25 protein-coding genes are annotated in these 23670 nt (G+C 60.0%); 16 read left to right on the top strand and 9 right to left on the bottom strand.

Features of this window, described 5'->3' with window-relative positions; genetic code table 11:
* The first annotated feature begins 43 nt into the window (after positions 1-43).
* The 4 genes from ACIK7D_RS21765 (at position 44) to ppa (ending at position 5513) form a co-directional block, all read left to right on the top strand.
* The gene (locus tag ACIK7D_RS21765) at positions 44-2104 is read left to right on the top strand and encodes a M3 family metallopeptidase (RefSeq protein WP_400157335.1); all 2061 of its coding nucleotides are present in this window, start codon (positions 44-46) and stop codon (positions 2102-2104) included.
* A gap of 163 nt (positions 2105-2267) precedes the next feature.
* Complete coding sequence (gene typA / locus ACIK7D_RS21760; protein WP_003523483.1) at positions 2268-4088, top strand: translational GTPase TypA; 1821 nt, start codon at positions 2268-2270, stop codon at positions 4086-4088.
* A gap of 216 nt (positions 4089-4304) precedes the next feature.
* Complete coding sequence (locus tag ACIK7D_RS21755) at positions 4305-4811, top strand: GNAT family N-acetyltransferase (RefSeq protein ID WP_080815633.1); 507 nt, start codon at positions 4305-4307, stop codon at positions 4809-4811.
* Positions 4812-4979: 168 nt separating this feature from the next.
* Complete coding sequence (gene ppa / locus ACIK7D_RS21750; protein ID WP_003523485.1) at positions 4980-5513, top strand: inorganic diphosphatase; 534 nt, start codon at positions 4980-4982, stop codon at positions 5511-5513.
* A gap of 105 nt (positions 5514-5618) precedes the next feature.
* Here the strand turns inward: ppa and ACIK7D_RS21745 are convergent, their stop codons facing one another.
* Positions 5619-5930, bottom strand: a complete 312-nt coding sequence (locus ACIK7D_RS21745) for a DUF167 domain-containing protein (protein ID WP_400157334.1) — start codon at positions 5928-5930, stop codon at positions 5619-5621.
* Positions 5927-6217, bottom strand: a complete 291-nt coding sequence (locus ACIK7D_RS21740) for a YggT family protein (RefSeq protein WP_003523487.1) — start codon at positions 6215-6217, stop codon at positions 5927-5929. Before ACIK7D_RS21740 ends, ACIK7D_RS21745 begins: the two co-directional genes overlap by 4 nt.
* Positions 6218-6462: 245 nt before the next feature.
* Here ACIK7D_RS21740 and ACIK7D_RS21735 point away from each other — a divergent pair, with 245 nt between their 5' ends.
* A complete protein-coding gene (locus ACIK7D_RS21735; RefSeq protein WP_400157333.1) occupies positions 6463-7695 on the top strand; it encodes an MFS transporter in 1233 nt (410 codons plus the stop codon).
* A 114-nt stretch (positions 7696-7809) separates the two neighbouring features.
* Here ACIK7D_RS21735 and ACIK7D_RS21730 read toward each other — a convergent pair whose 3' ends face one another.
* The 6 genes from ACIK7D_RS21730 to hemC form a co-directional block, all read right to left on the bottom strand.
* Positions 7810-8541: a glutamine amidotransferase gene (locus tag ACIK7D_RS21730; protein WP_003523491.1), complete on the bottom strand. Its 732-nt coding sequence runs from the start codon at positions 8539-8541 to the stop codon at positions 7810-7812.
* Positions 8531-9019: a TerB family tellurite resistance protein gene (locus ACIK7D_RS21725; RefSeq protein ID WP_020813557.1), complete on the bottom strand. Its 489-nt coding sequence runs from the start codon at positions 9017-9019 to the stop codon at positions 8531-8533. The genes ACIK7D_RS21730 and ACIK7D_RS21725 overlap by 11 nt, the downstream gene beginning before the upstream one ends.
* A 14-nt stretch (positions 9020-9033) precedes the next feature.
* Positions 9034-10650, bottom strand: a complete 1617-nt coding sequence (locus ACIK7D_RS21720) for a heme biosynthesis protein HemY (protein WP_400157332.1) — start codon at positions 10648-10650, stop codon at positions 9034-9036.
* Between the two features lie 4 nt (positions 10651-10654).
* Positions 10655-12121 (bottom strand): mitofilin family membrane protein, encoded by a 1467-nt coding sequence (locus ACIK7D_RS21715; RefSeq protein WP_400157331.1) that lies wholly within the window; start codon positions 12119-12121, stop codon positions 10655-10657.
* A 73-nt stretch (positions 12122-12194) separates the two neighbouring features.
* A complete protein-coding gene (locus ACIK7D_RS21710) occupies positions 12195-12935 on the bottom strand; it encodes a uroporphyrinogen-III synthase (RefSeq protein WP_400157330.1) in 741 nt (246 codons plus the stop codon).
* A gap of 4 nt (positions 12936-12939) precedes the next feature.
* Positions 12940-13869 carry a hydroxymethylbilane synthase gene (hemC, locus tag ACIK7D_RS21705; protein WP_400157329.1) on the bottom strand — a complete coding sequence of 310 codons (930 nt, stop codon included), beginning with the start codon at positions 13867-13869 and terminating at the stop codon, positions 12940-12942.
* Between the two features lie 73 nt (positions 13870-13942).
* On the opposite strand from hemC, the gene tsaD reads away from it, so the two are divergent.
* The 5 genes from tsaD to ACIK7D_RS21680 all read left to right on the top strand — a co-directional run bounded on the left by tsaD (position 13943) and on the right by ACIK7D_RS21680 (position 17482).
* Positions 13943-15040, top strand: coding sequence for a tRNA (adenosine(37)-N6)-threonylcarbamoyltransferase complex transferase subunit TsaD (gene tsaD, locus ACIK7D_RS21700; RefSeq protein WP_137452652.1), 1098 nt, complete (start codon positions 13943-13945; stop codon positions 15038-15040).
* On the top strand, positions 15040-16023 hold the full coding sequence (locus ACIK7D_RS21695; RefSeq protein ID WP_400157328.1) for an NAD(P)H-dependent glycerol-3-phosphate dehydrogenase: 984 nt from the start codon (positions 15040-15042) through the stop codon (positions 16021-16023). The genes tsaD and ACIK7D_RS21695 overlap by 1 nt, the downstream gene beginning before the upstream one ends.
* A gap of 63 nt (positions 16024-16086) precedes the next feature.
* A complete protein-coding gene (locus ACIK7D_RS21690; protein WP_003523501.1) occupies positions 16087-16380 on the top strand; it encodes a YciI-like protein in 294 nt (97 codons plus the stop codon).
* Between the two features lie 6 nt (positions 16381-16386).
* Positions 16387-16830: an EVE domain-containing protein gene (locus ACIK7D_RS21685; protein WP_003523502.1), complete on the top strand. Its 444-nt coding sequence runs from the start codon at positions 16387-16389 to the stop codon at positions 16828-16830.
* 7 nt (positions 16831-16837) lie between these two features.
* Positions 16838-17482 (top strand): methyltransferase, encoded by a 645-nt coding sequence (locus ACIK7D_RS21680; RefSeq protein WP_137004054.1) that lies wholly within the window; start codon positions 16838-16840, stop codon positions 17480-17482.
* Positions 17483-17536: 54 nt separating this feature from the next.
* On the opposite strand, the gene ACIK7D_RS21675 is transcribed toward ACIK7D_RS21680, so the two are convergent.
* Positions 17537-17917 (bottom strand): hypothetical protein, encoded by a 381-nt coding sequence (locus tag ACIK7D_RS21675; protein WP_175422040.1) that lies wholly within the window; start codon positions 17915-17917, stop codon positions 17537-17539.
* Positions 17918-18223: 306 nt separating this feature from the next.
* Between ACIK7D_RS21675 and sdhC the strand changes: the two genes are divergently transcribed.
* From sdhC to zapE, 6 genes are all read left to right on the top strand, one after another.
* Positions 18224-18616, top strand: a complete 393-nt coding sequence (sdhC, locus tag ACIK7D_RS21670) for a succinate dehydrogenase, cytochrome b556 subunit (protein WP_080815656.1) — start codon at positions 18224-18226, stop codon at positions 18614-18616.
* Positions 18617-18627: 11 nt separating this feature from the next.
* Complete coding sequence (sdhD, locus tag ACIK7D_RS21665; protein WP_020010869.1) at positions 18628-19008, top strand: succinate dehydrogenase, hydrophobic membrane anchor protein; 381 nt, start codon at positions 18628-18630, stop codon at positions 19006-19008.
* A 7-nt stretch (positions 19009-19015) separates the two neighbouring features.
* A complete protein-coding gene (gene sdhA / locus ACIK7D_RS21660) occupies positions 19016-20857 on the top strand; it encodes a succinate dehydrogenase flavoprotein subunit (RefSeq protein ID WP_174057456.1) in 1842 nt (613 codons plus the stop codon).
* Positions 20858-20872: 15 nt separating this feature from the next.
* Positions 20873-21652, top strand: a complete 780-nt coding sequence (locus ACIK7D_RS21655; RefSeq protein ID WP_080815660.1) for a succinate dehydrogenase iron-sulfur subunit — start codon at positions 20873-20875, stop codon at positions 21650-21652.
* A gap of 204 nt (positions 21653-21856) precedes the next feature.
* The gene (locus tag ACIK7D_RS21650; RefSeq protein ID WP_400157327.1) at positions 21857-22399 is read left to right on the top strand and encodes a protease inhibitor Inh/omp19 family protein; all 543 of its coding nucleotides are present in this window, start codon (positions 21857-21859) and stop codon (positions 22397-22399) included.
* 92 nt (positions 22400-22491) lie between these two features.
* Positions 22492-23655: a cell division protein ZapE gene (gene zapE / locus ACIK7D_RS21645; protein WP_400157326.1), complete on the top strand. Its 1164-nt coding sequence runs from the start codon at positions 22492-22494 to the stop codon at positions 23653-23655.
* Positions 23656-23670 lie beyond the last annotated feature (15 nt).

The following is a 23670-nucleotide window of genomic DNA, read 5'->3' as shown; positions in this document are numbered from 1 at the left end:
GTGCCCATATGGGCTTAAACCGGAATTGTACAAGGAAGATGAAATGCCATCCAAGACCGCGCTTTATCCCGCACTCGTTGACTGGAACGGCCACAATGGTCTGCCGAAATTCGATGCGGTCAGGGATGAGGATTTCGCTCCGGCCTTCGATGCCGCCCTTCTGTCCCACGAACAGGAAATCGATGCGATTGCCGGCAATGCTGAGACCCCGAGCTTCGAAAACACCGTGACCGCGCTCGAAATCGCCGGAGACGATCTTTCGCGCATTTCGGCGCTGTTCTGGAACAGGGCGGGCGCCAACACCAATGGTGTGATCCAGGCGCTGGAGCGGGAGATCGCACCGAAACTGTCGCGGCACTATTCGAAGATCGGCATGAACGAGGCGCTGTTCAAGCGCATCGATAGATTGTGGGAAAACCGCGAGGCGCTTGGGCTGACGGGCGAGGAGAGCCGTGTTCTTGAGCGGCACTGGAAGGGTTTCGTGCGCTCCGGCGCCAAGCTGCCGAAGGACCGGCAGGAACGGCTGGCGGCGATCAATGAGGAGCTTGCCGGTCTTGGCGCGAGATTCGGGCAGAATGTGCTGGCGGATGAAAAGAACTGGAAGCTTCTGCTTTCCACGGAAGAGGAACTTGCCGGCATTCCCGGCTTCCTGCGCGACGCGATGGCGGGTGCGGCCCGTGAGCATGGCGAGGACGGCAAATTTGCCGTCACCCTTTCCCGCTCCATCATCGAGCCTTTCCTGACCTTTTCCGAACGCCGCGATCTGCGCGAACAGGCCTTCAGGGCATGGGTGGCGCGCGGCGAGAATGGCGGCGAGACAGACAATCGCGATATCGTCCACCGCACGCTCGAACTGCGCGAGGAAAAGTCAAAGCTTCTCGGTTACGCGAATTTCGCCGCCTACAAGCTTGATGACACGATGGCGAAGACGCCCGATGCCGTGAACGGCCTTCTGGGGCAGGTCTGGGAAAAGGCCGTGCGCCGTGCGGGCGAGGAAGAGGCCGAACTGGCCGCCATCATCGCCGAGGAGGGCAGGAATCACGAAGTGCTGCCCTGGGACTGGCGGCATTATGCCGAAAAGCTGCGGGCACGGAAATTCAGCTTCTCCGAGGCGGAGTTGAAACCTTATCTGCAGCTCGAAAAGATCATCGAGGCCTGCTTCGATGTGGCCGGGCGGTTGTTCGGGATTCGAGCGGTCGAAGTCAAAGGCGTCGCCGCCTATCATCCGGATGTGCGGGTTTTCGAAATCCTCGATGAAAAGGGCGATCTGAAGGCCATGTTCCTCGGCGATTATTTTGCCCGTCCCTCCAAGCGCTCCGGCGCGTGGATGAGCTCCTTCCAGTCGCAGCACAAGCTGTCCTTGAAGAACGGCACGGTCGGAGAAATCCCGATCATCTACAATGTCTGTAATTTCGCCAAACCGGCTGAAGGCAAACCGGCGCTGCTTTCGCTCGACGATGCACGTACGCTGTTTCACGAATTCGGCCACGCGCTGCATGGCATGCTGTCGAATGTCACTTACCCTTCCGTTTCCGGAACGGGCGTCTCGCGCGATTTCGTCGAATTGCCGTCGCAGCTTTACGAACATTGGCTGACGGTGCCGGAAATTCTGGAAAAATATGCCCTGCATTATGACACAGGCGCGCCGATGCCGAAGGCGCTGCTGGACAAGGTTCTGGCCGCCCAGACCTTCAATGCCGGTTTCAGCACCGTGGAATTCACCTCTTCGGCGATTGTCGACATGGCGTTCCACACGCGGGAAAACGTGAGCGATCCGATGGTCGTGCAGGGTGAGGTGCTCTCCACCTTGAACATGCCGAAGTCTATCGTCATGCGGCATGCGACCCCGCATTTCCAGCACGTGTTTTCGGGCGACGGATATTCAGCCGGCTATTATTCCTACATGTGGTCGGAAGTGCTGGATGCTGATGCCTTTTCGGCCTTCGAGGAAACCGGCAATCCTTTCGATGGCGAGATGGCGCGCAAGTTGAAAGACAATATCTATTCCGTCGGCGGTTCCATCGATCCGGAAGAGGCATATCTTGCTTTTCGCGGCAAGATGCCAAGCCCGGACGCCATGCTTTTGAAGCGTGGTCTGGTATAAGGGTTCGGTATAAAAGACTGTCATATTTCTGAGCTAGAACCTGAGCGCAGGGGGCTTATGACAAGGCCCCCCCTTTCGCATTTGCAAAAAAAAGGTTATGAGCGCGCCAAACTAAATTGGCGTTTCTCATCAATATAGCGCCCAACCTCAGAGATTTTGAACAATGGCACTTCGCAACATCGCGATCATCGCGCACGTTGACCATGGAAAAACGACGCTCGTGGACGAGCTTCTGAAGCAGTCCGGCTCGTTCCGCGACAACCAGCGTGTCGCCGAGCGCGTGATGGATAGCAACGATCTCGAAAAGGAACGTGGCATCACCATTCTCGCCAAGGCGACCTCGGTGGAGTGGAAGGGTGTCCGCATCAACATCGTCGACACCCCCGGCCACGCCGACTTCGGCGGTGAAGTCGAGCGTATCCTGTCGATGGTGGATGGCGCGATCGTTCTGGTCGACTCCTCGGAAGGCCCGATGCCGCAGACCAAGTTCGTGGTCAGCAAGGCGCTGAAGGTCGGTCTTCGCCCGATCGTCGCGATCAACAAGATCGACCGCCCGGATGGCCGCCACGAAGAAGTTATCAATGAAGTCTTCGATCTGTTCGCGAACCTCGACGCCACCGACGAGCAGCTCGACTTCCCGATCCTCTACGGTTCCGGCCGTGACGGCTGGATGAACGTCAACCCGGAAGGTCCGAAGGATCAGGGTCTTGCGCCGCTGCTCGATCTGGTTCTCGAACATGTTCCGGAGCCCAAGGTTGAAGAAGGTCCGTTCCGACTAATCGGCACCATCCTTGAAGCCAACAACTTCCTCGGCCGTATCATCACCGGCCGCATCGCTTCCGGCTCCATCAAGCCTAACCAAGCCGTGAAGGTTCTCGGCCAGGACGGCAAGGTTATTGAAAACGGCCGCATCTCCAAGATCCTCGCATTCCGCGGTATCGAGCGCACGTCGATCGAAGAGGCCCATGCAGGCGACATCGTCGCCATTGCAGGCCTTTCCAAGGGTACTGTTGCCGACACCTTCTGTGACCCCTCCGTCACCGAGGCGATGACCGCCCAGCCGATCGACCCGCCGACCGTTACCATGTCGTTCATCGTCAACGACAGCCCGCTGGCTGGCACCGAAGGCGACAAGGTCACGAGCCGCGTTATCCGTGACCGCCTGTTCAAGGAAGCCGAAGGTAACGTTGCGCTGAAGATCGAAGAAGCCGAAGGCAAGGATTCGTTCTTCGTTTCCGGCCGTGGCGAATTGCAGCTGGCGGTTCTGATCGAGACCATGCGTCGCGAAGGCTTCGAGCTTGCCGTTTCGCGTCCGCGCGTCGTGATGCACAAGGATGAGAACGGCACCCTGCTGGAGCCGATCGAAGAAGTCGTGATCGACGTTGATGAAGAACATTCCGGCGTCGTCGTCCAGAAGATGTCCGAGCGCAAGGCTGAAATGGCCGAGCTTCGTCCTTCCGGCGGTAACCGCGTTCGTCTGAAGTTCTATGCGCCGACCCGCGGCCTGATCGGCTACCAGTCGGAGCTTTTGACCGACACGCGCGGCACGGCGATCATGAACCGTCTGTTCCACGACTATCAGCCCTTCAAGGGCCAGATTGCCGGCCGCGTGAACGGCGTTCTCCTGTCGAACGGTTCGGGTGAAGCTGTTGCTTACGCCATGTTCAACCTGGAAGATCGCGGCCCGATGATCATCGAGCCGGGTGAGAAGGTTTATGCCGGCATGATCATCGGTATTCACTCTCGCGATAACGATCTCGAAGTGAACGTGCTGAAGGGCAAGCAGCTGACCAACATCCGCGCTGCCGGCAAGGATGAGGCCGTGAAGCTGACGCCGCCGATCCGCATGACGCTCGATCGCGCTCTTTCCTGGATTCAGGACGATGAGCTGATGGAAGTGACACCGAAGTCCATCCGTCTGCGCAAGATGTTCCTGGACGCCAACGATCGCAAGCGTTTTGAAAAGGCCAAGCTCGCTGTCTGATTGCGGCTTGTCGTTACGAATTTGAAAGAACCCGGCCTTGAGCCGGGTTTTTTTATGCGTTCGTTTTTATGTGTGCATGAGTCGAAAGGCGCTTGTGCCAAAGGTTAAGGATGCGTTAATTTTTACCGGTCGTCCACATGAATAGGCTGTGGGTAAGCTTGCCGGCGTTAACCTTTATGACTGGTAAGTTTCCGTGGCCGGGGCCAGAATCGCGTTATGAAAACGTTATCCATCGATGTTCGCCGTGCTGAACCGCATGATGCGCGCGCCATCTCCGAGGCGCACCGTCTGTCGTGGCAACAGGCCTATGCCGGGCTTATCCCGCATCGGCCGTTGACGCAGATGCTCGAGCGTCGCGGGGAAATCTGGTGGAAAAAGGCGACCAAAGGCTCCGCAACCATGCTGGTGGTGGAGGTGGCCGGTGTGGTTGCCGGATATGCGACACTGGGCCTCAGCCGGGCACGCGGGCTGCCGCAGGACGGCGAGATTTACGAACTTTATCTCCGGCCGGAATATCAGGGCATCGGGCTTGGCTCGCTGCTGTTTACGGAAGCGCGCAGACTGCTGACCTCGCTTGGCTGCAACGGCATCGTTGTCTGGTGCCTTGAAGACAGCGATGTGGCCAACCGCTTTTTCCGCTCTCACGGTGGTCGCGATATTGCCGAAGGCATGGAAGATTTCGACGGCAAGTCGCTTCGCAAGGTCGGTTTCGTCTGGAACTGACAAACAATGCCGGGTGATTTGGCCTTGGGTTCATTCTCGCGGCCGGCCATGCGCAAATGCGATAGCCTCAAATCCTGCATTCTGCCTTATCCGCCCAAAGCCATGTTGCAATGCGGCGACTTTCCCAGTATCGAAAACCAAATCCAACCCGTCGAATGAGGGAAGCGAATGCGTATCGATGCAATTTCCGTAGGCAAGAATCCGCCGGATGACGTGAATGTCATCGTTGAAGTGCCTGTCGGTGGACACCCGATCAAGTACGAGATGGACAAGGATGCCGGTGCGCTGATCGTTGATCGCTTCCTCTACACGCCGATGACCTATCCGGGTAACTATGGTTTCGTACCGCACACCCTGTCCGACGATGGCGACCCGATCGACGTTCTCATCTGCAACACCCGCCCGCTGGTTCCGGGCTGCGTCATCAATGTTCGCCCCATTGGCGTAATGATCATGGAGGATGACGGCGGCAAGGATGAGAAGATCCTCGCCGTGCCGGTTCCGAAGCTGACGCGCCGTTACGACAAGGTCCACAACTACACCGACCTGCCGGAAATCACGCTGAAGCAGATCGAGCACTTCTTCGAGCACTACAAGGACCTGGAGCCCGGCAAATGGGTGAAGATGGGCGGCTGGCAGGATGTCGACGTCGCCAAGAAACTGATCGTCGAAGCCATCGAGCGCTATAAGGCGCAGGGCTGATCTAAAGCATGTCTCCCAAAAGCGTGCAGCGGTTTTGGGATAAAGACATGCTTAAAAACAAAGATCTAAAGCGTGTCGCATGAATCAGATTAAACGCGATGCGCTTTAGTTTTCGAGCTTTTTGAATAGCTCTTCGAAATTCTCCGGGTCGGTGTCGATCCGGAGGATTTTTTTACGCGCCGTTTCGCCCGAAATGAAGCTGATGGAGGATTTCGGCAGGCCGAGTTTTTTCGCCAGCAAAACAATCAGGGCCTTGTTGGCCTTGCCGCCTTCCGGCACGGCGCTGACGCGGGCCTTCAGATGCGCGTTTGCCTCCGCATCCTTTTCCACGCCGTCGATGGCGTCCCGCCCGCCATTGGGTGTGAGACGGACGGTCAGGCGGACATGGTCACTGTGCTTCTGCCAGCAGCCGCTCAAGCGACCATCGGGTAAAGCGTGTTCCACATGAAGGAGCGGATGAAGAAGATGATCAAGAGCACGATGATCGGCGAAATGTCGATGCCGCCGAGATTGGGCAGAATGCGGCGGATGGGGCGCAGAACCGGTTCCGTGACATTGAACAGAAAGCTGCCGATGGCGTTCACGAACTGGTTGCGGGAATTGATGACGTTGAAGGCGTAAAGCCAGGAAAAAATAGCGCTGGCGATCAGCACCCACGTATAGAGGTTCAAGGCCAGATCGATGGTCTGAAACAGGGCAAGCATCAATATCTCCGTATCTTGGTTGCAAGACATTTAGACATTGAACCGTGAACCGGCAAGTGTCGCGCCGGATCGTAATGATCTTTGGTCTGATCGGCCGACGGTCATCACAATCTGGTTCATGGCTTTGCAGCGGGATTTTAGACGAAACCGCTCACACTTTTCGTCATCCCGCTGGTGAGGGCTGGCGATTCCTGTGATATCGCTCTATTGCAAAGCTCTCATATTGTCTCGCGAGCACCCAGCCGATGTCCCTCCCTTCCGCCGAAAACCGTTTCGGTGCATTCCGGCATAGTTCCTATCGCCGCTTTTTCAGCGCCCGGTTTTTTTCCGCCTTCGCCATCCAGATCGTCAGCGTCTCGGTCGGCTGGCAGATGTATGAGGTGACCGGCAACGCTTTTTATCTCGGTCTGATCGGTCTTTTCCAGTTTCTGCCGTCGCTGCTTCTGATCCTCGTCACCGGAACGGTCGCCGACCGGCACAATCGTCGGCGCATCATGGCCATATGCCTGCTCATTGCCGCGCTGTGCGCTGTCGCTCTTCTGGGTCTTACGCTGACGCACAGCTTTTCCCCCTGGCCGGTCTTTGCCATTCTTGTCGTCTTCGGCATAGAGCGCGCCTTCATGGGACCGGCAGTCCAGTCGCTGGCGCCCAATCTCGTGCCGGTGGAGGATTTGCCGAACGCCATCGCATGGAATTCCTCTTCGTGGCAGATGGCGTCCATTCTCGGTCCCGTCGCCGGCGGCCTGCTTTATGGCCTCGGTGCTTCCGTCGCCTATAGTGTGGCATTCGTGCTCTTCATCGTATCGGCGACGCTTGCGGTGACGATCCGCAAGCCGGAACAACGCGGCCCGGCAAAAGCCATCAGCCTCGAAACCATGCTTGCCGGGTTCAAATTCATCGCGCAGGAAAAAATCGTTCTCGGTGCGATCTCGCTCGATCTTTTCGCGGTGCTGCTGGGCGGCGCGGTTGCGCTGATGCCTATTTTTGCCAAGGAAGTGCTGACGCTCGGGCCATGGGGTCTCGGGCTTCTGCGGGCAGCGCCCGGTATTGGGGCCATCACCGTTGCGGTCATTCTGGCCTTCAGGCCCATTCGTCACCACGCCGGCCTGCTGATGTTTACCGGCGTCGGCCTCTTCGGCATCTCCACGGTGGTTTTCGGGCTTTCGCAAACCGCATGGGTGTCCATCGCTGCGCTGGTGGTCATGGGCGCATCGGACATGGTGTCGGTTTATGTGCGCGAGACCCTGATCGCGCTGTGGACGCCGGATGAGGTGCGCGGGCGTGTGAATGCCGTGAACATGGTGTTCGTCGGCGCATCGAACGAGCTGGGCGAATTCCGCGCCGGCACCATGGCGCATGTCGTCGGGGCCGTGCCGGCCGTTGTCATCGGCGGGGCGGGCACGCTTGCTGTGGCGGTTATCTGGGCGCTCGGTTTCTCCAAGCTGCGCAAGATCGATAATCTGGACGCGCCGCACTGATGGCGATGGGTCTTAGATCGTTTTGGCTTTTCTTCGAATCGCAAAAACGATCTAACTTTTGTTTTTACGCATTTTCCGGACGTAAAACCGCTGCGCACTTTTACTGGAAATGCTCTAGCGCTGCGCCTTGCCCTCAAAAACCAGATCGAGGAAATTGCCGAGCCATGCCCTGAGCGGCGTGTCGAACAGCATGCGGCCTTCCAGATGCTGGCTGCCCACCTGCGCATTGGGCATGCCGAAGCGCTGCGCGCCGCGCACCACCCAGCTATGCATCATGGCGCGGGTCAGTTCGGCGTGAAACTGCAGGCCCCAGGCGTTTTTTCCGTAGCGGTAGGCCTGATTGGGATAGGTTTCGCCCGAGGCCAGAAGTTCGGCTCCGCGCGGCAGCTCGAACCCTTCCTTGTGAAAATGATAGACCATCTTCGGCCAATGCGGCATCAGAAGCCGCCCATGTTCGGTGGCATGAAGCGGATACCAGCCGATCTCCACCTTGCCCTCCCTGTCGGCCTCCACCTTGCCGCCGAGATGTTTGGACAGCATCTGTGCGCCGAGACAGATGCCGAGAAAGGGTTTGTTTTCTTTCAGCGGCACCTTCAGCCAATCGATTTCGGCTTTGACGTAGTCATGAGAATCGTTGGCGCTCATCGGGCCGCCGAAGATGATGGCGCCCGCGTGTTTCTCCAGCGTTTGCGGCAGGTCGTCGCCGAGTGCAGGGCGCCTTATATCCAGACGATAGCCTTTTTCCACCAGCATCTGGCCGACGCGGCCGGGCGTGGAACGTTCCTGATGCAGGACGATGAGCAGCGATGGTTGTTTTCTCTGTTGCCTGGAAGGGTCAAACAGCATCGTCTTCGTTTTCGCTTTCTTCAGCGGGCCCGGACCTCGTGGCGGCCTGCTGACGTTGCAGAACCCTGTCGCGCACGGATACACCAAGCAGGTCGGCGACTCGCCAGATCACATGGTCTTCCATTTCGCTTCGTTCGCCGTCAGCGTAAACAATATCCCATAATATGCCAATAAGCTCCACGCGCTGATCTTCATCGAGATGGCGGCGTATATCGGTGGTGAAACGGTAATAATCGACGGCTTCCTTGCCGGCCTCTTGGCCGGCAGCGAGAAGCGCGTCCAGCTTTCCGGCATCGAGATGATAATAATCCTGCAGGATTTCGCGCAGGCGGTCACGCTCGCTTTTCGAGACGGTGCCATCCGCTTCCATGACCTGGAAACAGAGGGCGGCCACCGCCACCCTCAGATCGTCCGGACTGAAATCATCCCCATGCGGGCCGACGAGGTTCTGAATAAACGACTGTATTTGCTGGAACATCGATATCCTGTTCGTCAGAAGAGTTTGAGCCGGGTCTTGGGTTCGGCTTCCGCGCCGGGTTTCTTGACGCCCGGATCATCTGGCGCGCCGCCGAAAAACGGCACGGCTTCCGCCTTTTCATCCGTGGCATCGGTTTCCACTGGCGCTTCGATTGTGACCGGCTTTTTCTCCTGCGGGACCGATACGGCCGGCTTGACCTCGATCGGTGCGGCCGGGGCTGGTTTCGGTTCGGCGCGTGTTTCCGGCGCGGCTTCGACAATGATCGTTTTCGCGACCGGTTCGGCCCGTGCGGGCGCTGCGGCAATCGCGTTTTCGATTGTCAGGTCTTCGACGGGCGCTTCGAGCTGGCCGAAAGGCGCTTTCCATTCGAAAGCATCGAGACGGCCAGTGACCGGCGAGACGGGCAGCCATTTTTCCGAAACGACGCCGTCGGCCACCCAGGCGGGATCGCGCGGCGCGCGCAGCGCCTGCGCCATCCAATAGCGCACACGGCCCTGATCGCCGGTTTCGGCTTCCTCGATATCTGCCATCAAGAGGAAGATGCTCTCGCGCGGTTCGATCCGGGCGGCGGCCTCGGCTTTAGCCCGCGCCTTGGCGAATTCCTTGGCGTCGAGCGCCGCCTGCGCCACCGCGAACAGGGATTCGATGTTGTTTGGCTTCAGGCTTTCCAGCCGCTCGGCCCGTTTCAGCCGGTCGATGGCGGTATCGCCGCTGCGTGCCCGGACATAAAGTTCGGCGATCTGCGGGTGCGGATCGTTCTTCCAGACGGGTTCCAGAACCGTGGCCGCCTTGCGCAGATTGTCTTCCCGGAGATAGGATTTCGCCGCGATCAGCGCTGCCGGAACCAGGCTCTTGGCAAGCTTGAGAGCGTGCTTGGCGTCCTCGCGCGCGCCGACCGGATCGCTTTCCAGCTTTTCGCCGGCCTTGGCAGTAAGAAGCACGGCTTTCAGACGTTCCGCCTCACCGCGTTCGATAACGCCGGCCGCCTTCTGCTGGTCGAGCAGGCGGATGGCATCGTCCCACTGTCCATTGCGGCAGCGGTTTTCCAGCGTCGCCTGCGCGGCCCAGGGCAGGTAGGGGGCCTTTTCCGCAGCATCCTCGGCATATTGCTGGGCGGCTTCATAGGCGCCCTGACGGCGGGCCTCGATATAAAGGCCGCGAAGGCCAAGTTCGCGGGTCTCGGGATCGCGGGCCATGGCTTCGAATTTGCGCCGCGCCTCGTCATACTTGCCTTCGATGAGATCCGCCTGCGCATCGAGCAGGTGGATCAGCGGCTCCTGATCGGCGCTGAGTAACCCCTGCGTACGGGCCGTCATCTTGCGGGCGAGGATGGCATTGCCGGCCCCGGCGGCGATGAGCCCGGTGGAAAGCGCTTGATAACCCCGGTCGCGCTTGCGGGCGCGGAAATAACGACGGGCGGCATTGGGCGAGGTCCAGATGGCATTGACGATCCACCAGACCAGCATGACGGCGGCGACCAGCGCCGCGATGATGGAGGCGGCGACCATCAGGCTCATTTCGATCAGCTGGCCCTGCCAGACGATGGAAAGCACACCCGGCCTGTCGGCCAGCCAGGAGAAACCGAAGCCGAGAGCCAGAACGATAACGGCGAAAGTCAGAATTCTGGTCATGCCCTTACCCCTGCCTGTCGGTGCTGGTGATGGCGCGGTTCAAGGTGCCGCCGACCAGATTTTCGACCTCGATGCGCGCATCCAGCGATTTCTTGTAATCGGCGGATGCCCCCTTGGCGGCATCGGGAAGACCGTTCCACTCAAGTGCTGCGCCCTGCAGGTCGCCGTTGCGCAGCTTGTTTTCCATGCGCGCGATCATGGCGTCCGGGGTCTCGCCCTCGATATTTCCGACCGGGCGCACCTTTACCAACGAAAAGGCGCTTTCGGTCAGGCGTTCCATGATGCCCTGATTGGGGTCAGGCTGGTTGATGGCGGAAAGCATCGCATTGGCGACGTCAGGAAATTTCTGCATCAGTTCCGAACGTGACGGCACCCCGGTTGCGGCGAAGGATTGCAGCGATGCTATGGCCGGATCGTCGGGCGTTACCTTGGAGAGCGTGTCGAGTTCCGTCAGGAACGGCCCACCACGATCGATCGCGGCCTTCAGGGCGGCGGAAGCGATGGCGCGGGCGACTTCGATATCGTCGCGAGGCTCGTTGATCTTGGCTTCCGCATCCGCAAGACGGCGTGTCAGTTCCGCCGTCGCCGATGCCTGCGCGGATCGCTCCGACTGGAGGGTGGATTCCAGCGCGGCGATTTTTTCCGACAGCCCATCCACCTGCGGAGCCTCACCCTTTGCGCCTTCGAGGGTTGCGATGCGCTGTTCCAGCGCTGAGGTGTCGGCGGCCGGCGCATTGGCAAGCTGCTGACGCAAGCTGCCGAGATCGGTTTTCAGTGCGGCGATTTCCTCGCTTCCCGTCGTGCCTGCATTGAAGGAGGGCAGGATGCCGGCATATTGCATGCTGCCTGCGGCGGCGAGCGCCACAAGGCCGCCGACGATACCTGCCGCGATCAGGCCGGAGGTCGCGGCCTGTTTGCGTTCCGCCTGCTGCGGTGTGGAGGGCTTTGCCGGCCCTGAGGCGGAGGTCGCCGTCGTTGGTTTTGCGGCGGTGGCGCCGCTGGATGCGCTGGAGGACGCTGTGGAGCCGAAGGCCGGCTTCGCAGCCGTTGCTGCAGCCGCAGCGGCGCTCGTGCCAATGGTGCCCGTCGACGGTTTTGTATCGGCTTTGGGCGGAACAGGGGCCGGCGAGACGGGCTCTTTCTGCCTGTCTGCGGGCTGGTTGTCTGCGGCGCTCTCAGCCTTCGGTGCCGTGGCTACGGATTCCGCTTTGCCGACATTGGGTTCGGGCTCGATAGGGGTTTTCTTGGGCTGGTCCCAGATGGGGGCGGGGTTGCCCGTTGCGGCTGCTTCGGGCTTTGTGTCCGAAACTCCGGGCTCTGCGGTGGCCTCAGGTGTTTTGTCGCCGGGCTTTTCGTCCGTCTTGGCAGCGTCCACGTCGACGGAAATTGCTTTCACGTCTTTCGCGTCCAGGTCGATGGTGACCGGTTCGGCTTTGGACTTGGAGTGGCGTGGCGGCTTTCCCGATACCATGACAACCTCATTTCTGCCTGCAGTAATCTAAACCTAGTCAGTGACGGCGGCAAAGGAAAGAGGCGAGCTCGAATTAGGTTCCAGGGTTATGGCGTAGAAGTTCGAACATCGCGGCCTCGCTCGGTTCTTCGGCGGCCTTGGCGTTTGCGCGGAAGATTTCCGGAACGAGAGAAAACACGTTGCGGCTGATGCAGATGATTTGTGTCGTTGCCAGCGCCGCCACGTATTTTTCCGTCGATACATGATAAAAAAAGGCCCGCGCCGCTTCCGATGAATAGAGCAGGACCGCATCGGCAGCGCTTTCGACAAGCGCCGTCTCTAGCATCGTCTCCGAAATGTCGGAGGGCAGCATCTCGTAACAGTCCAGCGTTCTGAAGGGAATGCCGGCGGCGGCAAGGCCTTCCTCGAAGACGGGGCCACGGGGCCTGCCGGCGAGATAAAGCAGGGGCTCTTCTTCGGAAAACAGAGTCTGGTGCTCAGTCACCAGCGCGGTCAGGCTCACGGCGTCGCCGGAGGCGGTGAAAATCTGTTCGAAGCCGGTTTTTTCCGCCGCTTCCGCCGTTGCTCCGCCGACGGCAAAAAGCGGTTTTGACAGATAGGGCGCCAGCCCGTCCCGTGATGTTTCCAGCGCCCGCAGTGCCTCGGCGCTGGTCACCGCGATGGCCGCCAGCGGGGCGGATAGCGCGGAGACGGCGCGTTCGCCATGATGGGCGGGATAAAACAGCGGAAGAAGCACCGGCGCATGGCCAAGCGCTTCAAGCTTTGCGGCCGTCCTTTCGCCCGAACGCTGCGGTCGGGTGACGACGATCCGCATCGTCTCAGCTCCAGCCTTCGAAGAAATTGCTGCCCGCCTTGGCGCGCACGTCTTCGCCGGCCTGCCGGCCGAGCTTTTCCGCATCGCGGCGGTTGCCGGAGATTTCGATGCCGTGGCTCGTCTGGCCATCGGGAGTGAGGATCATTCCGGAAAAATGCAATTCCTCACTATGGCAGGTGGCGTAGCCGGCAATCGGCGTGCGACAGGAGCCATCGAGTGCTGCCAGAAAGGCGCGCTCGCAGGTGACGGCATCATGAGTAGGCCTGTCGTTTATGGGTGCGAGCAGTTCGTCCATGCGCGTATCGCCGATGCGGCTTTCCACGCCGATAGCCCCTTGGGCCGGAGCAGGAGGGAATTCCTTCGGGTCGAGAATTTCCGTCGGCACATTGTCCTTACCAAGTCTCTTCAGGCCGGCAAAGGCGAGAAGCGTCGCATCCGCCTGGCCTTCTTCCAGCTTGCGCAGGCGGGTATCGACCTGACCGCGAAAAATGATGACGCTCAGATCCGGCCGCAGGCGGCGGATCAGCGCCTGGCGGCGCAGGGATGCGGAGCCGACCACGGCGCCCTGCGGCAGCTCCAGCAGCTTCGGTGCGGTGCGGCCGATGAAGGCGTCGCGTATGTCTTCGCGCGGCAGGAAAGCGGACAGATAGAGGCCTTCGGGCAAAACGGTCGGCATGTCCTTGGAGGAGTGCACGGCCATATCGAGTTCGCCGGACAGAAGCTGGCTTTCCAGCTCCTCGGTAAACAGGCCCTTGCCGCCGATTTCCGACAGAGCGCGGTCGGTTATCCGGTCGCCCTTGGTGGACAGCACGACGATTTCGAACATTTCTTCCGGCAGGCCATGCGCCGCCATCAGCCGGTTGCGCGTCTCGTAAGCCTGCGCGAGCGCCAGCGGGCTGCCGCGCGTGCCGATTCGGAAAGGTTTTGTTTGCATCCGCGTCTATCCATTGTTACCGGAGTTGTCTTAGACCAACTCAGCGCATGATCGCAATGAACGAACAGATTTGATGACCCCCTTTCTTCGTATCCTCGGCATAGAGACAAGCTGCGACGAAACCGCCGCATCCATTGTGGTTCGGCATGCGGACGGCCATGGCGAGATCGTCTCCGATGTCGTTTTGTCGCAGCTTGAGGAACACAGCGCCTATGGCGGCGTGGTGCCGGAAATTGCAGCGCGCGCCCATGTCGAGGCGCTGGATACGCTGGTGGAAGAAGCACTGGAGCAGGCGGGCGTGACCCTTGCCGATGTCGACGCCATCGCCGCCACCTCCGGCCCCGGCCTCATCGGCGGCCTGCTGGTGGGTTTGATGACGGGCAAGGCCATCGCCAAGGCGGCCGGCAAGCCGCTTTACGCCATCAACCATCTGGAAGGCCACGCGCTGACGGCGCGCCTCACCGATGGCCTGTCTTTTCCCTATCTGATGCTGCTCGTCTCCGGCGGCCATACCCAGCTGGTGCTGGTGCGTGGCGTGGGCGATTATGAGCGTTGGGGCACCACCATCGATGACGCGCTGGGGGAGGCCTTCGACAAGACCGCGAAACTTCTGGGCCTGCCCTATCCCGGCGGGCCTGCGGTCGAGAAGGCGGCGGCGAAGGGTGATCCGAACCGCTTTCCGCTTCCGCGTCCCATGGTTGGCGAAGCGCGGCTCGATTTTTCCTTCTCCGGACTGAAGACGGCGGTGAGGCAGGCGGCTACCGCCATCGCGCCGCTTTCCGAGCAGGATATTGCCGATATCTGCGCCTCGTTCCAGAAAGCGGTGTCGCGCACGCTCAAGGATCGGATCGGCCGAGGCCTTGCCCGTTTCAGGCAGGAATTTCCGCATACAGAAACCGAGCCTGCTCTGGTCGTCGCCGGCGGCGTCGCCGCCAATCAGGAAATCCGCCAGACGCTGCAATCGCTTTGCGATACCCATGGCTTCCGCTTCGTCGCGCCGCCGCACCGGCTCTGCACGGATAATGCCGCGATGATCGCCTGGGCGGGGCTGGAGCGCATGGCGGACGGCCGGGACCCCGATCCGCTCGAAATCCCGCCGCGCTCGCGCTGGCCGCTGGATGGCAGTGCGGAGACTTTGATCGGTTTCGGTAAAAGGGGAGCCAAGGCCTGATGCAGCGGGAGAAAATCGTCGTCATCGGCGCCGGCGCCTTCGGAACAGCGCTCGCCGTCGTCATCGCTTTGGAAAACCGGCATGACGTGACCCTGCTCGGCCGCGATCCGTCCCTGATGGCCGACCTTAGGAGCGACCGCGTGCACGAGGCGGCACTGCCGGGCGTCGATCTGCCGGATGCGCTTGAATTTTCCGCCGAGCCCGATGTTCTGGCCGGCGCCGGCATCGTCCTCTTCGCCATGCCCTCGCAGCCTCATGCCGATGCGGCGCGTCATTACGGCCCTTATCTGGCTAATGACTCAATCATTGTCACCTGCGCCAAGGGTATCGACCGCAGCTCCGGCCGGCTGCTGACGGAACTTCTGGAAGCGGAACTGCCGCATCATCCGATTGCGGTTCTGTCCGGTCCGGGCTTTGCGGCCGACATAGCGCGGGGCCTGCCAACGGCCATGGCGATTGCGGCGGAAGACGCGGCGATAGCCGAGCGGCTTGCGACCACGATTTCCGGCAAGACCTTCCGGCTTTATGCCTCGACCGACCGTATCGGCGTGCAGCTTGGCGGGGCGCTGAAGAATGTTCTTGCCATTGCCGCCGGCATCGTCGAAGGCGCGGGTCTTGGCGATTCCGCCCGGGCGGCGTTGATTTCACGCGGTCTTGCCGAAATGTCGCGCCTCATCGTTGCGATGGGTGGGAAGGCAGACACGGTGCGCGGCCTCTCGGGCCTTGGCGATCTGGTGCTGACCGCCACCAGCCACCAGTCGCGAAACCTACGTTTCGGTATCGCGCTTGGCCGGGGTGAGGGCAAGGATATGTCCGGTGGGCTGGTGGAGGGCGCTTTCGCGGCAGCCGTCGCCGCCCGGCTCGGGGAAAGTCACGCTGTCGACATGCCGGTTACCGAAGCGGTGGCCGCTATCATTGACGGCAATCTGGATGTGGCGAGCGCCATGCAACAATTGATGACACGGCCCATCACCACCGAATGAGGGCGGGTCTTCGCTACAAACCGCTGACGCGTTTGGAAGACATGTTTTAACGAGGAGAAGAAAATGCTGTTTGCCTTTATCTGCAAGGATAAGCCCGGCCATCTGAATGTGCGCATGGAAACGCGCCCGGCGCATCTGGAGCACCTGAACAAGCTGAACGCCGAGGGCACCCTGAAGATCGCCGGTCCGTTTCTGGATGCTGAAGGCAAGCCGAATGGCAGCCTCGTGATCGTTGACGCCGCCGATATCGACGCCGCGAAGGCTCTCGCCGATGCCGATCCCTACGCCAAGGCCGGCCTGTTCGAAAGCGTTGACGTGAAGCCCTATAATTGGGTCTTCAACAATCCGGGAGCATGACCGGACATGGCGAATTACTGGCTTTACAAGTCCGAGCCGTTCAAATGGTCCTGGGAAATGCAGAAGGCCAAGGGCGAGGCGGGCGAAGAATGGACTGGCGTGCGCAATTATCAGGCGCGCAACAACATGCGGGCCATGAAGATCGGAGACAAGGGTTTCTTCTACCACTCCAATGAGGGGCTGGATGTCGTCGGCATCGTCGAAGTCTGCGCGTTGTCGCATCCGGACTCGACCGCCGAAGGCGATCTGAAATGGGATTGCGTGGATATCCGCGCCGTGTGCGACATGCCGCAGCCTGTTTCGCTGAAGGATGTGAAAGCCAATCCGAAGCTGGCGAAGATGTCGCTTGTCACTTCCATGCGGCTCTCCGTGCAGCCCGTGACGGAAGAGGAATATCTCGAGGTCTGCCGCATGGGCGGTCTCGCCAATCCACCGAAGTCACCGGACTGATGCTTCGGTGAGGACCGACCCCGAACGCTTCATTCTCGACAATACCGCCATCATGCATCCGCCGCATGTGCCGGAGTTGCGTCTTCATCTCGCCACCGAAGCCCATGAGCTGTGGCTGAAGACGGAGGAGGAGCTGGAAGCGATCGGCCTGCCGCCGCCCTTCTGGGCCTTCGCCTGGGCCGGCGGGCAGGGGCTTGCCCGCTACGTTCTCGATCATCCCGACAGCGTTTCCGGCAGGCGTGTGCTGGATTTCGCCAGCGGCTCCGGTCTGGTCGCCATCGCTGCGGCAAAGGCGGGCGCGGATACTGTTCTGGCGGCCGATATCGATCCGTGGACAGAGACGGCCATTCAGCTGAACGCGGCTCTCAATAACGTGGACATTGCTTTCACCGGGCTTGATCTGGTTGGGAAACCGGTTGAGGCGGATGTTCTGCTGGCCGGCGACGTGTTTTACGACCGCGCCTTTGCCGAACTTCTCGTGCCGTGGTTTCTGGAACTGACGGAAAAAGGCGTGAGCGTTCTCGTCGGCGATCCCGGACGCGCTTATTTGCCCAAAGAGCGGCTCCGCGCGGAGGCGACCTATCAGGTGCCTGTGACGCGGGCCCTGGAGGACAGCGAAGTGAAGAAGACCACGGTGTGGCGTTTCATCTGATCAGCGCATCGCGCATTTGCAGTAAAACCGCTCCATGCTTTTGCCGAAAATGCTTCAGGGCCGGATAATGCAGACGCCATGCTCGTAGGCGCAGGCGTCGCCAGCGGTTTCAGCACGGACATCGATGATTTTCGCTTTTGGCGCAAGTTGTGAGCCCGTCGCGACCGTTGCGCCTTTTCGTGAAAGCCCACCGCCAATTGCGAAATAATTGCCGTTGCCGCGAACGCGCAGCGCCGATATCGCACCGACATAAGTGCCGCCGGGGAGGGTGGATGGCAGCCCGTCCGTGGAGAAGCTTACCTGCGATTGACGGTGTTGATAGTTGTGCTGATAATCACGGCGGCCATAAGAATTCTCTGCCGCCGCTGGAGGCACCACGGTGAAAATGACGCCTGCGACCATCATGGTCAAAGCGGCGATTCGGCGCTGTAACATGAGCCTCATTCTCCGGATTTTCCTGGTTAACCAAAGGTAAATTACACTATTCATGAATTACGTAAAGGTAAATATTTTAGGGGCGTAAATCTTGGAAACGCTCGATTTTTTATTTTGACGCAAAAAAATTCCAAAAAAAATTCGTGAACCAATCGATTAAATTGGAATCGGCCATGAAATATGCTTGTGGTGATGCTCCCATGTGATTAAACGTCGCGGTTGGTGCAATGCACATTCTTTCGTCATGTGCTGTTGCTTGGGGGCGTCCTGTCTGATGGGCGCACGGGAAAACGCCGCGAGGTTCTGATGGCGAATGCGACTAATAACCGGCCTCTGTCGCCGCATCTTCAAATTTACAAGCCGATTCCGACGATGGTTGCTTCCATCGTGCACCGCATCACAGGCGGCGCGCTTTATTTCGGAACGCTTCTGGTTGCCTGGTGGCTGATCGCCATCGCCTCGGGTCCGGCCTATTACGACTGGGTCAACTGGGCGATGGGTACGATCGTCGGCAGGCTCATCCTGATCGGATATACCTGGGCTCTGGTTCATCATATGCTTGGCGGCCTTCGCCATTTCATGTGGGATCTGGGCTACGGTTTCGAGAAGCACTTTACCACCAAGCTGGCAAAGGCCTCGTGGGTGGTGTCGATCTGTCTGACCGCGCTGATCTGGGTCATTGCCCTGATCGTGCGCTGAGGAGATTTTTCATGGATATGCGTACACCTCTCGGAAAGGTTCGCGGCCTCGGCTCCGCCAAGGAAGGCACCGACCATTTCTGGCGTCAGCGCGTGACTGCGGTCGCCAACGTTCCTCTGCTCCTCTTCTTCGTGGTCTTTCTGATCAAATACGCCGGCGCGCCCTATCCGGAAGTCGTTGCCGCGCTGTCTAACCCGCTCGTTGCGGTCATCATGGCTCTGGTGCTGGTTTCCGGCCTCATTCACATGAAGCTCGGCATGCAGGTCATCATCGAAGACTACGTTCACGCCGAGGTTTCGAAGCTCGTTCTTCTGATGCTCAATATGTTTTTCGCGATTTTGATTGGCGGCCTTTCCATCTTCGCCATTCTGAAAATCGCATTCGCAGGATAAGTCCGCCATGGCATCGATCAGTTCACCTTCCCAGAATGGCAAGGCCTACACCTATGTCGATCACTCCTATGACGTGATCGTGGTGGGCGCCGGCGGCGCGGGTCTGCGCGCAACGCTCGGCATGGCGGAACAGGGCTTCCGCACGGCCTGCATCACCAAGGTTTTCCCGACGCGCTCCCACACGGTTGCGGCGCAGGGCGGCATCGCCGCATCGCTCACCAACATGACGCCCGACTGTTGGCAGTGGCACCTTTACGACACCGTAAAGGGTTCCGACTGGCTGGGTGACGTCGACGCGATGCAATATCTCGCCATGGAGGCGCCAAAAGCGGTCTATGAGCTGGAGCATTACGGCGTGCCTTTCTCGCGCAACGAAGAAGGCAAGATCTACCAGCGTCCGTTCGGCGGTCACATGCAGAATTACGGCGAAGGCCCGCCGGTGCAGCGCACCTGCGCCGCCGCCGACCGTACCGGCCACGCCATTCTGCACACGCTTTATGGCCAGTCGCTGCGTAACAATGCGGAATTCTTCATCGAATATTTCGCGCTCGACCTCATCATGTCTCCGGATGGCCGCTGCACCGGCGTCGTCGCCTGGAACCTCGATGACGGCACAATCCATCGCTTTGCCGCCAAGATGGTGGTGCTGGCGACCGGCGGTTATGGCCGCGCCTACTTCTCGGCGACCTCGGCCCATACCTGCACCGGCGACGGCGGCGGCATGATCGCCCGCGCTGGCCTGCCGCTTCAGGACATGGAATTCGTTCAGTTCCACCCGACCGGTATTTACGGCGCAGGCTGCCTGATTACCGAAGGCGCGCGCGGCGAAGGCGGTTATCTCGTCAACTCCGAAGGCGAGCGCTTCATGGAGCGTTATGCGCCTTCCGCCAAGGACCTTGCGTCGCGTGACGTTGTCTCGCGCTGCATGACGATGGAAATCCGTGAAGGCCGCGGCGTCGGCAAGAACAAGGACCACATCTTCCTGCATCTCGATCACCTCGATCCGGCGATCCTGCATGAGCGTCTTCCGGGCATTTCCGAAAGCGCGAAGATTTTTGCCGGTGTCGATGTGACCCGCGAGCCGATCCCGGTCCTGCCGACGGTTCACTACAATATGGGCGGCATTCCGACCAACTATTGGGGTGAAGTGCTGAATGCCGATGCCAACAACCCGGAGCGCATCGCGCCCGGCCTGATGGCTGTTGGCGAAGCCGGCTGCGCCTCGGTGCACGGCGCGAACCGCCTTGGTTCCAACTCGCTGATCGACCTCGTGGTCTTCGGTCGTGCAGCCGCGATCCGCGCCGCTCAGGTCATCAATCGTGACGAGGCTGTTCCCGCTCTCGATACGGCTGCCTGCGACAGGATCATGGAGCGCTTCGACAGCTTGCGTTACGCCAATGGCTCGACGCCGACGGCTGTGCTGCGCGACAAGATGCAGCGCGCCATGCAGGACGATGCGGCCGTGTTCCGCACGCAGGAATCGCTGGAAAGCGGTTGCCAGCGTCTTTCCGCCATCTGGAAGGAACTGCCTGACGTCAAGGTCACGGACCGTTCGATGGTCTGGAACTCCGATCTGGTCGAGACGCTTGAGCTGCACAACCTCATGGCCAACGCGATCACCACGGTCTATGGCGCGGAAGCGCGCAAGGAAAGCCGCGGTTCGCACGCCCGCGAGGATTTCGTCGACGGTCCGTTCGCCGGTCGCGACGACGTGAACTGGCGCAAGCACACGCTTGCCTGGGTCAGCCCGGAAGGCGACGTCAAGCTCGACTACCGCCCGGTTCACACCGACCTCATCGCCGACGGCATCGATCCGAAAAAGATCGAGCCGAAGGCGCGCGTCTACTGATTTGAGGAACTGGATATGGTTGAACTCGCTCTCCCCAAGAATTCCCAGATCAGCGAAGGCAAGGTCTGGCCGAAGCCGGACGGCGCCAAGAATGTGCGCGAATACCGCATCTATCGCTGGAACCCGGATGACGGCCAGAACCCGCGCATCGACACTTTCTATATCGACGTCGATGATTGCGGACCGATGGTTCTGGATGCGCTTCTCTACATCAAGAACAATATCGACCCGACGCTGACGCTGCGCCGCTCCTGCCGCGAAGGCATTTGCGGTTCCTGCGCCATGAACATCGATGGCACCAACACGCTCGCCTGCACCAAGGGCATGGAAGAGATCAACGGCACGGTGAAGGTTTATCCGCTGCCGCACATGCCTGTCGTGAAGGACCTCGTTCCCGATCTTTCGAATTTCTATGCCCAGCATCGCTCCATCGAGCCCTGGCTGAAGACGGTTTCGCCGACGCCCGCCAAGGAGTGGAAGCAGAGCCATGAGGACCGCCTGAAGCTCGACGGTCTTTATGAGTGCATTCTCTGCGCCTGCTGCTCCACCTCCTGTCCCAGCTACTGGTGGAATGGCGACCGTTACCTCGGTCCCGCCGTTCTGCTGCAGGCCTATCGCTGGCTGATCGACAGCCGCGATGAGGCAACGGGCGAGCGTCTCGACAATCTCGAGGACCCGTTCCGTCTCTATCGCTGCCACACCATCATGAACTGCGCGCAGGCCTGCCCGAAGGGCTTGAACCCGGCCAAGGCGATCGCGGAAATCAAGAAGATGATGGTCGAGCGCCGCGTTTAAAGGCGATTCGCTGACGACAAAAATCTAGCGGGCCGCGGTCTCGACCGCGGCCCTTTTTACAACCCGGCGTGGGAAAATTCGGTAAAAATCGACCGAAATGGTAATTATCCCGGCCATCGCTTGCGCAAGATAAGGCTTTGGTAATAATTCAGCCTTCTTGTTTGATCATGATCTTTCCGGAAGCGAGAGAATCGGGAGCTTGATATGCAATTCAGATATGTGGTGACGGGCCTTGCGGTTGTGATGACTCTCGCCGGTTGCCAACGTACCTCCTACGATTACAACAACAACGGCAGCAACAATCCCGGTTATACGCCGCCTTTGCAGGCGCAGCCGGTCCCCTCCGTGCAGTCCGGCGCCCTGCCGCCGCCCGGTGGCGCCACGGGCGGCCAGTTCCCGTCGGCACCTCCCTCGGCGGCCCCCGGTGGAACCAATGTCGCTTCTGCCGCTCCGCCGGCGGCCGCACTTGACGTTACCAAGGAATCCATGGTCGGCAATTGGCGCGTTTCCAATGGCGGCGCCAATTGCGACATGTTCCTGACGCTCACCAATCTCGGCAGCGGCTCGCGTGGCGGCACGCGCGGTTGCGCGGGCGAGCTGACGGCGATGGGGTCCTGGGAAGTGTCCGGCAAGATGGTTCTCTTCAAGAACCGTTCGGGTGACACGATTGGCCGCGTCTACAAGAGCGCCGATGCGCGCTTCGATGGCACCACCAATAGCGGCCAGCCGCTCAGCCTCAGCCGATGAGTCTATCCGGTGCAGCCGGAACGCTCTTTTCGCTCTAAGCCTGTCCATTCGTCGCGGGTGCCTTTGTGCGCCCGCGTCCGAGGCGTTTATCCATGAAGCCCTTGCCCGATTACAATCATAGTGTCGTTGAACAGCTCAACGCATTGACGGCAGCTGGCACCTTGCAGGCCGATGCTGCCCAGCTTGGCGTGGCGGCGCATCTGGACCGTATCCTTGCCGATCTGAAGGCACGCAAGCCCGCCAAGAAGAAGAGCGCGCTCGGCTGGATGTTTGCGCGTAAGTCCGGGCCTGCCGCCTTCGTCAAGGGGCTGTATGTGTATGGCAGTGTCGGCCGCGGCAAGACGATGCTGATGGACATGTTCTATGAGATGGCGCCGGTTTCCTCCAAACGGCGCTGCCATTTTCATGAATTCATGGCGGATGTGCATAATCGTGTGCATGCGCATCGGCAGAAGCTGAAGAATGGCGAAACCAAACAGGCCGATCCGATTCCGCCCGTTGCGGCCCAGCTCCTGGCGGAGGCTGAGCTTTTATGCTTCGACGAATTTACGGTCACGGATATTGCCGATGCGATGATTCTTGCGCGGCTGTTCAGCGAGCTGTTCGCCAATGGCTGCACATTGGTGACGACCTCCAACGTCGTGCCGGACAATCTTTACAAGGATGGTCTCAATCGCGGCCTGTTCCTGCCCTTCGTCGATCTCCTGAAGAAGCATGTGGAGGTGGTGACGCTGGACAGCCCCACCGACTACCGAATGGAGAAGCTGGAAAGCCTGCCCGTCTATGTCACGCCGCTCGACGGTTCGGCGGATCAGGCGATGGACATGGCCTGGCGGCACATGATTGCCGGTCACCTCGTTGCACCGACCGAGATACCCATGAAGGGCCGTTCCATTCTGGTGCCGCGCGCCAGCGGCCGCGTTGCCCGTTTTTCCTTTTCCGATCTTTGCGAAAAGCCGCTTGGGGCTTCTGACTTCCTTGCCATCGCCAATCGTTTCGACACGGTCTTCATCGATCATATCCCGTTCTTGAACGCGGACAAGCGCAACGAGACCAAGCGTTTCATCATCCTCATCGATGCGCTTTATGACCACAGCGTCCGGCTTTTTGCCTCCGCTGCCGCCATGCCGGAAGAGCTGCTCGGCAAGCGCAAGGGGACCGAAGGTTTCGAGTTCGATCGCACCGCCTCGCGCCTGTTTGAAATGCGCAGTGCGGATTATCTGGCGCTGCACCACGAAAAACGCCAGAAAGTTTGACACTTTCGTGACGTA

Source organism: Agrobacterium sp. P15N1-A, assembly GCF_044626815.1.
Lineage (GTDB): Bacteria > Pseudomonadota > Alphaproteobacteria > Rhizobiales > Rhizobiaceae > Agrobacterium > Agrobacterium leguminum.
Note: the sequence above shows the minus strand (reverse complement) of the source record. Positions and strands in the feature narration are given on the sequence as shown.